General features: G+C 38.0%; 13 protein-coding genes. 7 read left to right on the top strand and 6 right to left on the bottom strand.

Translation table 11 applies throughout. From position 1 onward, the window contains the following. Nucleotides 1-47: 47 nt before the first annotated feature. From DNK84_RS09400 to DNK84_RS09385, 4 genes are all read left to right on the top strand, one after another. On the top strand, nucleotides 48-1,283 hold the full coding sequence (locus tag DNK84_RS09400; RefSeq protein ID WP_119344273.1) for an ATP-grasp domain-containing protein: 1,236 nt from the start codon (nucleotides 48-50) through the stop codon (nucleotides 1,281-1,283). Nucleotides 1,284-1,338: 55 nt separating this feature from the next. Next, nucleotides 1,339-2,523: an MFS transporter gene (locus tag DNK84_RS09395; protein WP_119344272.1), complete on the top strand. Its 1,185-nt coding sequence runs from the start codon at nucleotides 1,339-1,341 to the stop codon at nucleotides 2,521-2,523. Next, the gene (locus tag DNK84_RS09390) at nucleotides 2,520-3,881 is read left to right on the top strand and encodes an MFS transporter (RefSeq protein WP_119344271.1); all 1,362 of its coding nucleotides are present in this window, start codon (nucleotides 2,520-2,522) and stop codon (nucleotides 3,879-3,881) included. Before DNK84_RS09395 ends, DNK84_RS09390 begins: the two co-directional genes overlap by 4 nt. 154 nt (nucleotides 3,882-4,035) lie before the next feature. After that, nucleotides 4,036-5,400: an MFS transporter gene (locus tag DNK84_RS09385; RefSeq protein WP_119344270.1), complete on the top strand. Its 1,365-nt coding sequence runs from the start codon at nucleotides 4,036-4,038 to the stop codon at nucleotides 5,398-5,400. A gap of 18 nt (nucleotides 5,401-5,418) precedes the next feature. Here DNK84_RS09385 and DNK84_RS09380 read toward each other — a convergent pair whose 3' ends face one another. From DNK84_RS09380 to DNK84_RS09365, 4 genes are all read right to left on the bottom strand, one after another. Next, a complete protein-coding gene (locus DNK84_RS09380; protein ID WP_119344269.1) occupies nucleotides 5,419-6,597 on the bottom strand; it encodes a mandelate racemase/muconate lactonizing enzyme family protein in 1,179 nt (392 codons plus the stop codon). Between the two features lie 272 nt (nucleotides 6,598-6,869). After that, a complete protein-coding gene (locus DNK84_RS09375) occupies nucleotides 6,870-7,127 on the bottom strand; it encodes a hypothetical protein (protein WP_119344268.1) in 258 nt (85 codons plus the stop codon). Between the two features lie 154 nt (nucleotides 7,128-7,281). Continuing rightward, on the bottom strand, nucleotides 7,282-7,851 hold the full coding sequence (locus tag DNK84_RS09370; RefSeq protein WP_119344267.1) for a helix-turn-helix transcriptional regulator: 570 nt from the start codon (nucleotides 7,849-7,851) through the stop codon (nucleotides 7,282-7,284). 114 nt (nucleotides 7,852-7,965) lie between these two features. Beyond that, complete coding sequence (locus DNK84_RS09365; RefSeq protein ID WP_119344266.1) at nucleotides 7,966-9,366, bottom strand: hypothetical protein; 1,401 nt, start codon at nucleotides 9,364-9,366, stop codon at nucleotides 7,966-7,968. 198 nt (nucleotides 9,367-9,564) lie between these two features. On the opposite strand from DNK84_RS09365, the gene DNK84_RS09360 reads away from it, so the two are divergent. Next, on the top strand, nucleotides 9,565-10,284 hold the full coding sequence (locus DNK84_RS09360; protein ID WP_235826874.1) for a hypothetical protein: 720 nt from the start codon (nucleotides 9,565-9,567) through the stop codon (nucleotides 10,282-10,284). A gap of 110 nt (nucleotides 10,285-10,394) precedes the next feature. Next, a complete protein-coding gene (locus DNK84_RS09355; RefSeq protein WP_162902347.1) occupies nucleotides 10,395-11,657 on the top strand; it encodes an MFS transporter in 1,263 nt (420 codons plus the stop codon). Between the two features lie 6 nt (nucleotides 11,658-11,663). On the opposite strand, the gene DNK84_RS09350 is transcribed toward DNK84_RS09355, so the two are convergent. Both DNK84_RS09350 and upp read right to left on the bottom strand, forming a co-directional pair. After that, the gene (locus DNK84_RS09350) at nucleotides 11,664-13,007 is read right to left on the bottom strand and encodes a glycoside hydrolase family 18 protein (protein ID WP_119344264.1); all 1,344 of its coding nucleotides are present in this window, start codon (nucleotides 13,005-13,007) and stop codon (nucleotides 11,664-11,666) included. Between the two features lie 75 nt (nucleotides 13,008-13,082). Next, nucleotides 13,083-13,706, bottom strand: a complete 624-nt coding sequence (upp, locus tag DNK84_RS09345) for a uracil phosphoribosyltransferase (protein ID WP_119344263.1) — start codon at nucleotides 13,704-13,706, stop codon at nucleotides 13,083-13,085. Between the two features lie 141 nt (nucleotides 13,707-13,847). Here upp and carB point away from each other — a divergent pair. Further along, nucleotides 13,848-15,531 (top strand): carbamoyl-phosphate synthase large subunit (gene carB / locus DNK84_RS09340; RefSeq protein WP_119344262.1); only part of this gene is annotated, 1,684 nt, incomplete at its 3' end.

Genomic DNA, 15,531 nt, shown 5'->3' with positions numbered 1-15,531 from the left:
TTTTTGGTTCACAGAACCTACTACATTTCTTCTAAAGGGAGTGAAAAATGTCTAAAAAAAATATTTTAATTGTTGATCCATTTTCTACTGGAGCGATGTATGCAGATGAATTTATTGCACAAGGTTGTAGTGTATATGCTCTTATATCTAACGAAAATGTCTCTGACTATCTGAAGCAAGGGGTGGATAAAGAAAAGTATTGCCATGTCTTTTTTGCATATGAAGCATGTTTGCGCTTCTTCAGTGATAATAAATTATTCATTGCAATTGCTGGCAGTGAATCTGGAGTATATTTAGCTGATAATCTAAATGAAGCACTTCGCATTCAGGCAAATCCTGCAGTAGACTCTGTTATTCGGCGTGATAAATATTTAATGCAACAAGCATTGCGAGCATACGGATTAAGGTATATTCGCTCTAGTAAAGTTGTATCTTCTGATCAAGACATTAAGTTTCATGAAGCTGAAGCCAGTAAGTGGGTGGTTAAACCTTTAAATTCAGCTGGTTCAGATGGCGTTATGATATTTGAAAATAGAAGTGTACTCCAAGACTATATTAAGCAGTATGATTGGCAGAAAATGACAGCTATTGGTGAGGAATGCAAAGGGCTGATCTTGCAGGAGTTTATTGCTGGTGATGAGTATGTTGTAGATTTAGTGAAAGGAGTTAATAGCTTTTTAATTGCTTCAGTATGTAAATATACAAAAGTAGGTGAGACAGGCCTTGTCTATCATTGCCTTGATGTGCTTGATCCAGCAGATTCTGCATATGTTGATTTAATTCAGTATGCAGTAAATTGTGCAAATGCATTGTCATTAGTTAAAGGGCCTATGCATATGGAGTTTATAAAGGATAATACGGGATTTGTAATGATAGAAGCAGGTGCTAGGCTTCATGGCGGCATTGCGCCTGAATTTTTCAAGTCTTGTTATACGCCACATTTACTGCAAGCGGCAGTAGATAGCTTTTTAAATAAGCCTTTTCAGTGTAATAAAGCATACAAAAAACGTGCAGGAAGAATCGTTTTCTTACATACAAATAGCGATTGTATAATGCCAAGCATTGATGCTTTGAAGCTCCAAGAATTACAGCGTTTGGAAAGTTATCAGGGGCATAAGTTTTTTATTTCAGAAGGAAGTAATATTTCTAAGACGGTTAGTTTATTTGATTGTCCTGGCATTGTGTGGCTTGCACATGAGGATGTTCATATTATTGATGATGATGAAAAACAAGTGCGCAAGTTATTGTCCTTTTATAAAAAAGAGTTGATGAGCACACTTTAATCATAAAAACAGCCTAGGAATATGAAAACTTTTTTAACTTGGTTAAGTAATAATAATGCTGAAATCAGATCGTAAAACAATACTGTTTATTCAAGCGCTATTAATTCTGATGCTGACTCAGCTAAGTACAGATATCTATTTGCCTTCTATCCCGGAAATGGCAAAGGATTTAAGCTCCAATCTTAGCACAATCAAGCTTTCAATGACTGCGATGATATTTTCATTAGGCGCTTCTCAGCTTATATCGGGAGCTTTATCCGATGTGTATGGGCGTAGAAAAATTGCACTTTATGGGTTACTTATATTTTGTTGTGGAAGTATGGTCCTGATATTACCCACAAATTCCATAATAATGATTATAGGGCGCCTTATTCAAGGCATAGGTCTTGGTTTTGGGTTGAGTTTTTCTTCTTGTGTTTCAGGGGATCTATATAAAGGTAAAACGCTGAATATAGCTTTAAGTGTAATATCTATAGCTTATGCGGTTATGCCAGTTGTAGCACCTTTAATGGGTGGGTTTATACAGGTTCATTATAACTGGAAACTATCTTTTGTTGTTTTACTTATCTTTGGGATTGCCTGTCTTATGATGATTAAAATAAGTTTTATAGAGACCAATGAAAATATGAGTAAGAGATTTAGTATTTCAGGGTTATATGCTGATTATAAAGCGTGCCTTGGCAATGTTGTCTATGTGAGGCATCTGTTATTGGCAGCTTTAATTTATGCTGTTGAAGTTAGCTACATCATTCAAATGCCGATCATTGTACAAACCCAGTTTAATGCCACACCAGTATTTGCTGCGTCTTTGGTTTTTTTTACATCCTTAGCTATCGTTGTTGGCAGTGCTTTATCTGGTGTGTTGTTAAGAATAATTTCTCCTGATCGTATTATTAGACTTAGTGTGGTTATTGCGCTGTTGTTTATATTATTCTGGTTATTTTCTGTTATCGTTTTTAGTGCTAAAGTATTTATCATGGTCGTTGCCATGTCTGGTATTATGTTAAGCTCCGGGTTAATCTTTCCAAATGCTATTGCAAAGTGCATTGAGCTGTTTCAAACTAAGGCAGGGCTGTCATCTTCACTTGCCATCGGTATACTCACATCGATAGGTGGCATCATTACCGTTTTTGTTTCTTTATTACCACCTGAAAGCACAGTTGCCTTGCCTGGATTACTATTGCTCCTTATTTTTATGATGCTGGGATTGGCACAATATAAAAAGGTTAAGCCCTCATGAATTCAAAAACAATTACGCTGGCTGCAGCCATTGGCATGTTTATGTCAACCCTGGATACAGGTATTATCAATATTGCCATCCCGGTATTAATTAAAGATTTCCATACAACACTGTCATTTGTTAGTATGACAGTGACAGGATATACACTGGCATTGTGTATATCTATTTTGTTATTTGGTGTCTTAGCCGATAGGTTTGGCCGCGTTAAAATATATTTATATGGCTTGTGGCTTTTTTCTTTATCATCTTTGCTTTGTGCATTATCCACTAGCATAATGCAATTAGTTATATTTAGAGCACTTCAAGGCCTGGGGGCAGCAATGCTTCAGGCAACGGCCATATCACTTGTAACAACGCTTATTGCGCCAGAGCATCGGAATAAGTCCTTAGGTATTGTCATTATGTTTGCCGGGTCTGGCCCTGTCATCGGTCCAGCAATTGGTGGTTTTCTGATAAGTATATTTGGGTGGCAGGCAATTTTTTTGATCAATATTCCTATATGTTTATTAGGAATCGCCTTGTGCCGAAAATTCAAAGAAAAACCAAACAAGCTGCTATCAACAATTAATGGTGGTAGTTTGGCTGTGATCATCTTTTTTGTTGCAAGTGTTATTGTAACAGCAATTGCCCTTTCAAATAAGTTTATTCCACATATTGTCTATCAAGTTGGCTGTGTAATGATTGTTTTGAGCATTATTGTCCTGCTTGTCCATGAGCTTAAATCATCAACGAGTATTTTGCCTGCTTCAATTCTTTTAAATCCTAATGTTATTACAGCAATGCTGGGATTGTTTGTGATGGGGTTTAGTACAGTCATGGTTTTTATGCTTCCACCAATTTATTTAATGCATGCGTTTGGTTTTGCGCCATATCAAGTAGGCATTGTCGCATTGCTGGCACCTTTAAGCATGATGGTTGCCTCAAACCAGGCACACAAGGTAATTAAAAGACTTGGTACAAAGTATACGCTTAGTATTGGTTTAGGATTAATTGTCACTCCTTTGGCTGTGTTATCCGTCTCTAGCATGATGAGCCATTTAGCCTATCTATGTCTGATGCTTGTTGTTTTTGGTGCCGGTTGTGGTCTCTTGCAACCTTCGGCAACAATATTGCTCATGTCTGAGATTGAGCAATCTAAGCATTCAGTTTTCACTTCACTGTCAAGAATGCAAGTCAATATAGCAATTGCGCTAGGTGCAGCATTTGTTGCAATTATGCTGCCAGAAAAAACAATGACAACCATTAATATACATTATGCCTGGGAGGTTGCTTTGGTGATTGCTGCCTTTGTGTTGTTATTATCTTGGGTTATATATATGAGTAGAAAAATCAGGTTAATTAAGTCAGCATTGGATTAGCTAAGGCTTGACTTTGTGCTTTTTGATAAAAACATAGGAGTGTGATTTGATAGAAATTAAGCTTGAGATATGGAAATTTTCCAAAGTAAAACTTATTAAAGTCTGGAGCTCTGGAAATGCACCTAATATCGGTGTAAAAAACTAAGGAATACATATGTCAAACTCCAATGGGGAAGATCGCGTTTCTCCTCATTTTTTTATTATGATTGCAGGTGTGGTATCAATAATCAGTAGTCTAGGGGCGCCTCTTGTCCCTGTTATTGCTAATCAATATCACATTTCATCATCTCTAGGGCAATGGTCACTGACGATTGCATTGTTATTTTCAACTGCCACGACACCAATATTGGCGAAGCTATCAGCATCGGGGCGATATAAGACAATAATATTTACAGTATTGATTTTGACCGCTTTAGGGTGTTTTATCAGTAGTGTGGCACCAAATTTTTCTCTTTTTTTAGTGGGAAGAGCTTTACAAGGTTGTGGGTTAGGGCTAATCCCAACACTTATGTTTGCAGCACAAAATTTGCTTAAGCATCCCCAAAAAACAGTGTCTTTGCTTTCTGTGACAACTGGAATTGGTGTTGGGATTGGTTATCCAGTATCTGGTGTGTTGGTTATTTTTCTTGGACTTAAAGCGACTTTCTTTTTTGGGGGTGTGTTTACATTGCTTGCCGCTGTTATTGCAACAAGACTTATAAATAGGGAAAAAATAAAAACGAAATTTGATTTTTATGGCGCTTTTTATATGACGATTATACTTTGTTCATTAATTTTATTGCTTGGATCGTTAACGTCAGAAATAAATATCAAACTCATGTTGTTATACGCTTTAATTTTGGCCTTATCACTGTTTTTTTGGGTTAAAAGTGAGCAAAATGCAATTGATCCACTTATTCGTATTCGCATTGTTTTGCTGCCAGGTGCGTGGATTCCAAATTTTATTGCGCTTTTATCGGGTACGCTGATGTATATGTTAATTTCAGCCTCGATGATTCGTATTCAACAGCAGACGTTCCCAGGTTTTGCAAAAAGTGCCTTGGTTGCTGGGTTAGTGTTGACACCCTTATCTATCGCAACACTGATATCACGCTATATAAGTTTTGATACCTTTGGTCATTATGCTAGATTGTTTGCTGGTAATGTTTGTCTTGGCAGCTCTTTTATTGTTTTTAGTATTGTTTATGGTGGAATCATCTGGGATTTTATTGCAATGGCATTATGTGGGTATGGTATAGGGCTTATATATGGGGTGTTGCCAGCGGTTATTAAGGAAAAAATCAATGCTTGTGATACTGCCGAAGTTTATAGCTTAAATCAGATATCTCGCTCAATAGGATATTCAATTGGCAGTGTTATATCCATAAACATAATTTCCGCTTTTTTTCAGAATGCCTATGGCGAGCCTGGAAGCTATGCCTATTTGACTTTAGGTACCGTAGCAATCATCATTTCTATCATGCTTTGTTTGACAATACTTTATAATTATCGTGTTGCTGTGATTCCACAGCAGGATTAGAACAGCAGTATTTTAGCCTTACTTTACCACCACCTTAGGTGATCGATTGACTATTTTATCATTAAGTTCAATACCAATCCCTGGTTTATCAGAGACTTCAAAAAAGCCATTAACAGGTTGTGGATCTTCGATGCAAAGCTCGCGGTTAAAATCTTTTAGTGCATAGGTGTGATGTTCATGGATAATAAAATTAGTAATGGCAGTTTCCAAATGCAGGCTTGCTGCTGTGGCGACCGGGCCACCACAGACATGTGCCTGGATTTTTACATCATACATATCGGCATAATCACAGATTTTTTTGGCTTCTGTCAAACCGCCGCAAAGCCCGATATCAGGCTGGAGAATATCCACGGTTTGCTTTTCGATATATTCTCTGACTCCATGGCGAAGATATAACCGTTCTCCAGCGGCAATGGGGACATTGAGCTTTTGTTTTAACGGTTCATGCAGTTTACTGTTTAAGTAGTTTACCGGTTCTTCAAAGTATAGACAGTTGAATTTCTCAGCAATCTCGCCTAGTTGAAGTGCTGAGGTTAAGCCAGGCAAGCTGTGGCATTCAAAAATAATATCGCCATTATCGCCTAAAACATCACGAATCGCTTGTAATCGCTGGCGAATCAGGTTTAAGTGATGGCGCCTAAAGGGTAAAGTGCAATCATAGATGGTGTCCCCTTTATCATCAAACATCATCGGGTCAACTTTAACCGCATCATAGCCTTCGTTTACAGCCTTTTCTGTGGCTTTAGCATAGTCTTCAGGTTTAAACAGTGTTTTACGCGTAAAACCATCCCAGTCAAATTGAAGCTGACTTGCATAGGTACGAAGCTTTTTATTGGTTTTACCACCTAAAAGCTGATAAACAGGTAAATTCAGGGCTTTTCCTTTAATATCCCAAAGTGCTGTATCAATTGCACTTATTGCCGAATAAACAACAGGTCCGCCGCCTAATCCCCAAAAACTTTCTCTGAGCATTTTATGCCAAAGTTTTTCACTTTGAAACGGGTTAAACCCAATCAGCATTTCCTGGGCAAACTCTTGAATCATGTGAGCGGCTGCTGAGTGACCTAAATCATAGGCAAGTCCAGCCTCGCCTACGCCATGGATACCTTCATCGGTATGGATACGCACAAAAACAGGGCTCCAGGCAGGGCGTTTAGGGCAGTGAATGTCAAAAATCTCAATTTCAGTGATTTTCATGGTTTATCCTTTGATTTGATTTGATTTGATTTGGTCAATGGTTGCTAAATTTGGCACCTTATTAACCCTTTTTATATTAACAATTTTCTCCATTAGTGCGTTGTAGTCGTAGCTGGATAACTGTTTAATAATGAGTTGCTGCTGTATCAATTCAAGGCAATAGACATCTTCAAGATGCAACAAACCATTTTTATAGATATCAAAGCAGTTGTCATAATTTGATGGTTGCAGGGCATAGTCATCTTTGTCAGGTAAATGCGCAGCAATAAGCTTTAAAAGTGCATTTTTTGTTCACCGATTAGCTTTGTGTGATGATCTTGTTGGATAAACTCATAAAGCGATAACGTATTTTGTTGTCCGCCACTATCAAAACGAATCAGCATATTACCAGCTTTATCTTGTGTGATTTTAAATTGATTCGCATCACAACCTTGTAATAGCTTTAGACCAAGTTTTTTTGCTTGTTTTGCGATGCGCAGGAAAAATGCGCCTGTATATTGGCAAATGATATTGGATCGGCTTACGATCATTAAACTCCCCTTTAATGTTACTTTGCTAATCGCTCATCCATGTATTTATGGATATCCTGTAAAATAAAAAAGCGCTTTATTTAAGCGGCCTGCGGGCATTATACAATAGTGATTAAGAAAATTAAATCAAACATTTAGGGTTTTTGTTGTGTGCTTACATCTCAATACGGATGCACTTTGCCATGACTTTTGCATCAAAGATGTTAAAGGTTTCCTGCTGTGTTTCGAAATTAGTAATTTTGTATTTAGCAATAAAATTTTTGCCTTGATGTCTGATCAGGCAAATATCATTAAGGCTAAGTGACTTAATATTGTCGATGGGTTGGAATAGAAAAAGTGTTCCAGCATGGAGCAGCGTATTGAGATCTGAGATAATTTGAATATAAAAGCTATCTGCCGGCACATTAAAATTATCGATGATATAAATGGCGCGTGCATTTTTGTCAAAAACGTTCTCCAGCGTATAAACAGGCGTTTCAATCTTGCATTGATATTCCTGATCTAAAGATAACAAAGGTAGATTATAAGCTTCCTCTATGGCGCGTGCCATCTTCTCTGATATTTTACCTTTTCCCGTAAAGGCAAGCGAGAAACAAGAAGGGTCAAGGCCAGATTTTGTTGCAAGTTCTCGATAGCTTTTTATATTGTGTTTATTCATTAAATCAGCGACTTTTTTCAATCGGATGGAAAAAATACTTTCAATGCTTTTTTTCTCGCTTGTCACAACGTCGATACCGCTTTATTTTGTTGATTTGAATAGATCATTATATATTGCCTATAAAACATTTTATAGTCTTTATTGCTGAAGTTACGCACTTCCCATCAATTTTACAGCCGATTACTGTTGCCCGCAAAGCGTGTGGTTTGATTCACACTGTGTGATAATTCCCAGCTGTTCTTGTGCGAGATTTAAGTTCGTGATCTTTTTATTTGTTGCTTCATTAATATTATTGCATTGACACACCTGACTTGCGCAACAGCTGCATTTGGCCAGTGTTTCAACAAGAATAATCTGCTCTAATTGCGGAACACTTTGTATTGCTGTGCATGCTTTATTTAATAATTGCATTTGATCAAGCTTCGGCGGTGGAAAATTTGGATTATTTTCCTGACCAATACCTAAGGTTGTACACATCGTTGCATCACAGGTGTAGGCAGTTTGTTGTGTGTTACTTTGTGTATTGCTCCCATAAGCCTGACAGACATTTTTGCAAAGCTGTCCATTAGGATCAATCGTTTCTTGGTAGTTTTTTTCCGGGTTATAAAGCCCGCATCCATGCTGTCCTGGTAAATCGGGAATGCAGTGATCTGAGGCTTGACTCATCACGGTGTAAGCAGCAGACCATACATATTTTTGTGAACTGCTTTGTGTGGTGGGTGTACTTGATGCATCTTGCGCATTTACATCAGGCGTTGCTTTATTTGCATCACAGTTTTGATTTGCCTGACCAATTTGATAAGGGCCTTTAAAGATAGGGCACTTGCATTGGACTAGCGGGTTGCCATCTTGATCTTTTTGACCTGTTTGATAGCAAGGTGCGGTCATACACCCGGCATACCAGCCAGCATTATCTTCAGTACAACTTGTTGAGTTGCTTTTTTGATCTGAGTGATAATTTTGTTTATAAACAGGTGAGTAAACAGAAATTAAATCAGCGCCAGGCACTAATAGGTTTGTATTAATTGCATCACAAACAGGTGGTGTGATATTGCTTGATGCACACTTTTCCCCATTTTTGCCACAGGCTTGAACCGTTTGCTCATATACGCTTAAATTTGAAATCGCATTAATATCGACAAGATAAGGCATTTTTGATGATACAGTATCCGTTGAGATTTCATAACAGGTGCAATTGGCATAGGTGCCATCATCAGATAGTGTACAGGGCAGTGGTGGATTTTCGCTATTGCTTCCTGTTGGAAATGCTGGACCTGAATAGTAGCAAAGCGCATAGGAAAATGTTCTTCCGGTTGGCGGCAGGCACTGTAAAAAGTTTGTATTACTTTGGATAATATCGGCATAAGCAGGCCCATATTTGGTCGTTTTTTTGTCGTTAAAAGTAAACACAGTATTAAGGTCCACGCCTTGTAATATTGCTTGGCTATACTTTTGACCATAAGCCTGGTCTTTTAAAGACGAGGTGTCTGCATAAGCGATTCCAGTTAGCGGTATCATGCTGTATACAAAAATTTTTTTAATATAGGCTTTAGGTAGTAATATCCAGTTTAAAAATCTCATAACAAATCCATTGTCATCATTAATATATAGATTGTAGAGCAAATGATATTATAAGTGATAGTTAAATTGTTTTTTTTCTGTATAATGTCCGACTCGATATGCATTTTGATAAGAAAATAGCGTATTGTTATAAGTTGAAATAAGCGGGTAAATTCATTTCCCGAGAACCTTAAATATAAAAATACTGGGAGAAATAACATGGGAAATGAAGTAACAGCAGATATGCATAGCAAAATAACACTTGTGTTGCCAGATATCTATATGGTGACAGGTACCAATAAGACGTGTTTTGAAGGACAAAAATTACAACACAGTCGAAATATGATTATTATCAAGTCAAATAATGAATTGACATTGATTAATACGGTGAAGTTATCTGATCAAGGTTTAGCTGAGCTTGATGCGTTGGGAGAAGTTAAACATATTATTAGGATCGGAGCATTTCATGGTAGAGATGATGCATTTTATAAAGCGCGCTATCAGGCAAAGCTATGGGCTTTAGAAGGCATGCAGGATGAGAATAACGCGTTGATTGATGCGCTGATGACAGCGTCATCAGCGTTACCTGTTAAAAACAGTCAATTAATTGTCTTTAAAACAGCACGATTTCCTGAGGCCTGTATTTACTTAGCAGATCATGATGGTGTTTTGATTACTTGTGACAGTATCAAAAACTGGGAATCGGCTGATCCTTACTTTAGCGAGGAAACCGCAAAGCTATATCAACAGCAAAATATGTTTGGTGTGGCTTCTGTTTCACCTGTCTGGATCAATGCGATGGGCGTGTCAAAAGATGATTTTGATCGCATCAGCAAGCTTCAGTTTAAACATTTGTTGACTGCGCATGGTAAGGCTTTACTGACAAATGCTAAGGATAAGCTGCTTGAGTCAATAACAAATGCAAAATTTGTGGATTAATTTATTTTTACTATTTGTGATTTTTAGGTTTTTAAATAACCATAATTTTGTTGGCATTTATCGTTTTTCACGTTATGGTAGTTGGCTATCAAAAACAAAAAAAACGACTTATGGATAAACAAAAGGCCGCGATTAACCTACCTGCTTTAGCGCTTTGGGCGCTTGGTGCGTTATTTTTCTTTAGTGAATATTTTTTGCGTGTGTCTCCCAGTGTGATGTTACCAGAGTTATCTCAACAACTTGGAGTGACAGCTGCAGGTATCGGTATGTTCTCGGCATTGTTTTACTATCCTTATATTTTGATGCAGATTCCAGTAGGTGGGATTGCAGATCGGTTTGATGTGCAAAAAGTAATGGCGCTAGCAATGATATTAACCGGTATTGCCTGTATTTTATTTGCTGAGTCTTCAAGTCTTAGTATTGCGCTTATTAGTCGTTTTATTATGGGTGTATGTGCGGCTTTTGCCTTTGTTGGTACCTTGCGCCTGGCAACACATTATTTTACCCCAGGTGTGCTGGCAGTGCTTATTGGTGTGACGCAAGCCATGGGTATGTTAGGTGCTGCAGTTGGTCAAGGGCCGCTTCGTTATTATATTGACCAGGCTGGTATGAGATTCAGCATGTTAAGTTTTTCCTTTTTGTTTTTTCTTTTAGGCGGCGCTATTATACTGTTGCGTTTGCTGCTAAAGGATAAGATTATTTGTAATCACTCGTTCTCTTATAAAAAACCGGATAAAACAGATCAGCAAAAAACGTTATTAGCGATAATGCCTCAATTGTTCAGTCATAATAAGCTACTATGGATGAATTGCCTGTTTATCGGATTTTTATATGGTCCAACCGTTGTATTTGCTGAGATGTGGGGGGTGGACTTTACTCAAGGGTTTCATGGTCTTTCACATACGGTAGCGGCATTTAGTGTGAGTCTTATTTTTATTGGTATGATTATAGGATGCTCATTGTTTGGATTTTTAAGTGCAAGGCTAAATCTTATTTATTTGATGCGTTTTTCCGCAGTATCCTCGCTTTTATTGATGGTGGTTATTCTCTATTTTCCTTATCTCTCAGAAGGCATGTTAGCTTTGATTTTTTTACTCTATGGTATTTGCAATGCAGGTATTATTCCTGCTTATATGCGAACAACAAAGCTTGTAAGCCATGAAAAATCAGGTGTGGCTTTAGGGGTTACCAATATGTTTTCTATATTGATTGGCTCTCTAATGATCCAGTTTGTTGGCCTTATGATTCGAAAATTTAATGTCGCAAGCACAATGGAAAATAGCGCTTTAACCCATACTTATCAATATACTTTTTCATTGTTGATACTTTGTTTTGCCTTTGCGGTTTTCATCGCTTTTAAGGCGAAAGACTAGAATATTTTAAGGGGTATCCCACACTTTTAAAGCCTGCCATATTGCAGGTGAAATATCTTCAGGATAAAAACCCAAACAACGCTTGTGAAGCGAGGCGGTATAATAGATAGAGTAACCACGTTTAGCACAGGTTAATGCATAAAACCCATTTGGTTTTTGGTTATACAATGCAACACCGATGAAGTTGGTTTGCTGTTTATAGGCTGATACTGCCTTAAGGGCGGCATTAAAGTAATCAAGTTGGCTTGCATTACCTGGGTTTTGATATTGACTACACTGGCTTTGATAATATTCTAAAGCGGTTGTTTGTTGTGGCGCATCAGGCGGTAAAATTAAAAAAGCATCAAGCACTTGTTGTGGAAAGACGTTGCTGCTACATTTCTCTTTTGGGTAAGGCAGTTCAGGATTTGGGCCTTTCACAAAATTTTGATTATACCAATAAAGCGCTTGCCATAAAGTCGTCGTCGCTGCTGCAGGGGTTACAAACATTACTGGAATCTTTTTACCATAGCCGCCAAAGTATCCTTTTACCGCATGATCTGTTGTGTAGTCTTGATATTGCTGTAATGGTACTGGGGCGAATGGGGATGATGGATTTAAACCATAATCGTATAAAGCCACAAGCGCAATAATATTTGGTAGCTTTTCACTTATATTTGATAAAGCCTGTAAATTGGCATCAAATATGGCAACAAGCTTATTTTTTGCCATAAGTTTTTGTGCCAGTGGCACGATAAAATAATTAATGGCATCGACCGAAAGTGTGGGACTTTCTAAATCAAAAGAAACACCACTGGCATTTGGATCATTAATAATTGCTTGGGCAATCGCATCGGCTAATTGCCCCATGGTTGACACAGAGGCGCTGTTAATGGCATAAGCGCTGCCATTAAACATAGGTAAAATATGGCGGATTTGACCATTTGTCTGTGTGCTTTGATAAAATTTAGTGACAAACTGGCCAGGTAAGCATTTTCCTAGTTCAGGCAGGCTTAATATGTTAGGCTTTATCAAGGGAAGCGCACTGTAGTTTAAGATGAAATCAAATGGATTGGCGTTGCAGTTGGTATTGGCAATTGCAAGTGATTTAGCTGTTGGCAGCTGTATAATATTAGCATAATCCGGAAAGATATAAAAATGCTGTCCTGTGGTTGTATAAAAGCTTGTCAGTGTATTGAGTAAGTGAGATTGACAACTTTCCAGGCCTTTTTCACAAATAATATCCTGGGTTACATCATCAACGATAATACCATTACCTTTTGCAATTGAAAAAGCTTGCGCTTTAAAGCTTAAGCTCAGCAATAAAAGCGTAAAAAGTGAAAGCAATATATATGATTTTATCTTATCCATAAGAGGGTAGTAATATTAATTAAGATGTTTTGAAAGTGTAGTTGGTATATTTTTGTTTGCCAGCTTTAGTATAAATTATGTATTAAAAAGCCTGTCTCCCGCATCGCCAAGCCCTGGAATAATAAAACTATTCTCATCTAAGTGAGAGTCAATTGATGCGGTATAAAGATCTATTTCTGGATGATGGTGATTGAGGGTGGCAATGCCTTCTGGGGCACATAAAAAAGAAACAATAATAAAGTCTTTACAGCCATGTTTTTTAAGTTTATCGATGCTTAGCACCATAGTACTTGCCGTGGCAAGCATCGGGTCTAATAAAACAACAGTGCGATTTTCAATATCAGGACAAGGATTAAAATAATAACAATGTGCCTTGGCTGTTTTCTCATCACGCTTCATGCCAATCATACTGACAGGGGCATTAGGTAAGACTTGTAGGGCACCTTCAAGCATCCCAAGACCAGCACGAAGTATGGGACAAAAGCTTGGAAGCGGTGTCTTAATCTGTTTTACACTAAGCTGACCTTGCCAATGATCAATTTTTTTATTTTGTGTGGGTAAATGTCTTAATGCTTCATAGCACAAAAGCATTGATAACTCATGTGCAATATATCGAAAATATAAGGATTTGGTGGTGGACTGGCGCAATAGGTTGATTTTATGTTGTATCACAGGATGCTTTATTTCATATGTATGCATACGTGAGCTTTCATTTTATATCGTATTTGTGATGGTGATTGTAGTACTTTCTTTTAGAATCACAAGTTTTTTATTTGGCAGATTGCGTTTCTAAAAAAAGGCTTTACAATAGGGTAAACTCAGCAAAGTCAAAAATTTTCGATGCTTAGAAACAGTCAAAATCGCAAACAAATCAATAAAGTTTTACTCTTAGGTTCTGGTGGTATTCGTATTTCTCAAGCAGGGGAATTTGATTACTCAGGCTCACAAGCAATTAAAGCGCTTAAAGAAGAAGGAATCAAGGTTATTCTGGTTAATCCGAATATTGCAACAATCCAGACAGATCCTGGCATGGCAGATGAGGTTTATTTTGAACCGCTGGATTTGCCGCATGTCACCAGAATTATTGAAAAGGAAAAGCCCGATGCGATTTTATTAAGTTTTGGTGGGCAAACCGCACTTAATCTTGGATTAAAGCTTGAAGAAAAAGGTATTTTGGCCTTGCATGGTGTTCAAGTGCTAGGCAGCTCTGTCCAGACAATTAAAGAAGCAGAAGATCGTGGCCTTTTTAAGCAAAAACTCGATGAAATTGGTGTCAAGACAGCGCAAAGCTTTGTTGCTACCAATACCGATGAGGCAATGATTGCTGCTGAAAAAATTGGCTTTCCACTGATGATGCGTTCAGGGTTCTCATTAGGTGGACTTGGTTCAGGCATTGTCAAAACAAAAGAAGACTTAAAGTTTCGCGTTAATGAAGTTCTAAATGCAACCTCACAGGTGTTGATTGAAGAATGTCTTTTAGGCTGGAATGAATTTGAGTATGAAATTGTGCGCGATATGGCAGGTAATGTATTGACCGTATGCAACATGGAAAACTTTGACCCCATGGGAATTCATACCGGTGAGAGCATTGTGGTATCGCCGTCTCAATCACTAAATAATGAGGAATATCATCGCTTGCGTAAAATTGCAATTGATGTGGCGAACCATTTTGAAATTATTGGCGAGTGCAATATACAATATGCGTTTAACTTAGAAACTTCCGATTATCGCGTGATTGAAATTAATCCAAGATTATCTCGTTCATCCGCTTTGGCATCAAAAGCCACAGGATATCCGTTGGCATTTATCGCAGCAAAATTAGTCTTAGGTTATCATTTGTACGAGCTGCAAAATGCCGTGACTAAAAAGACATGTGCTTACTTTGAGCCGGCGTTAGATTATATTGTGGTGAAAATTCCACGTTGGGATACCCATAAGCTTAAAAAGGCCGAGCGCTTTATTGGCACGGAGATGAAATCTGTTGGTGAGGTAATGGCAATTGGCCGCTCATTTGCGGAAGGTTTGCAAAAGGCAGTTGGTATGCTTAATATTGGTGCTGCTGATTTAGCCGATTACCCACAGGATATTCCAGATATCGAGCTTGAGATTGAGCGGGCAACTGATCGAAGAGTTTTTGCACTATATCGTTTTTTTGTTCAAGGGGGCCGCATTGAAAAAGCCTATGAACTATCCGGGATTGATAAATGGTTTTTAAATCATGTGCACACGATCGCACAAATGGAAAATACGCTGAGAAATCCAGCAAATGTGTTAAGCAGGGATTTACTCTTAGAGGCAAAAAAACTTGGGTTTTCGGATAAAAGTATTGCCAAATTCCGTGATATGGACCCACAAGCCTTACGAGCCTGGCGTATTGCGCAGAACATCATCCCTTATGTTAAGCAAATTGACACACTCGCCGGTGAGTTTGAAGCACAAACAAATTATTTATATATGACCTATCATGGGCAAGAACATGATGTGAGTCCTTCGGATGTACCGGCAAGCCTTATTATTAGCTCAT

Origin of the sequence: Facilibium subflavum, assembly GCF_003574485.1 — a bacterium.
Taxonomy (GTDB): Bacteria; Pseudomonadota; Gammaproteobacteria; order Francisellales; family Francisellaceae; genus Facilibium; species Facilibium subflavum.
Note: the sequence above shows the minus strand (reverse complement) of the source record. Positions and strands in the feature narration are given on the sequence as shown.

Coding starts and splice junctions, on each gene's coding strand:
- DNK84_RS09375 (WP_119344268.1), bottom strand. CDS start 7,127: ATGATCGTAAGCCGATCCAATATCATTTGCCAATATACAGGCGCATTT.
- DNK84_RS09395 (WP_119344272.1), top strand. CDS start 1,339: ATGCTGAAATCAGATCGTAAAACAATACTGTTTATTCAAGCGCTATTA.
- DNK84_RS09390 (WP_119344271.1), top strand. CDS start 2,520: ATGAATTCAAAAACAATTACGCTGGCTGCAGCCATTGGCATGTTTATG.
- upp (WP_119344263.1), bottom strand. CDS start 13,706: ATGCATACATATGAAATAAAGCATCCTGTGATACAACATAAAATCAAC.
- DNK84_RS09355 (WP_162902347.1), top strand. CDS start 10,395: ATGGATAAACAAAAGGCCGCGATTAACCTACCTGCTTTAGCGCTTTGG.
- DNK84_RS09350 (WP_119344264.1), bottom strand. CDS start 13,007: ATGGATAAGATAAAATCATATATATTGCTTTCACTTTTTACGCTTTTA.
- DNK84_RS09385 (WP_119344270.1), top strand. CDS start 4,036: ATGTCAAACTCCAATGGGGAAGATCGCGTTTCTCCTCATTTTTTTATT.
- DNK84_RS09365 (WP_119344266.1), bottom strand. CDS start 9,366: ATGAGATTTTTAAACTGGATATTACTACCTAAAGCCTATATTAAAAAA.
- DNK84_RS09400 (WP_119344273.1), top strand. CDS start 48: ATGTCTAAAAAAAATATTTTAATTGTTGATCCATTTTCTACTGGAGCG.
- DNK84_RS09380 (WP_119344269.1), bottom strand. CDS start 6,597: ATGAAAATCACTGAAATTGAGATTTTTGACATTCACTGCCCTAAACGC.
- DNK84_RS09360 (WP_235826874.1), top strand. CDS start 9,565: ATGGGAAATGAAGTAACAGCAGATATGCATAGCAAAATAACACTTGTG.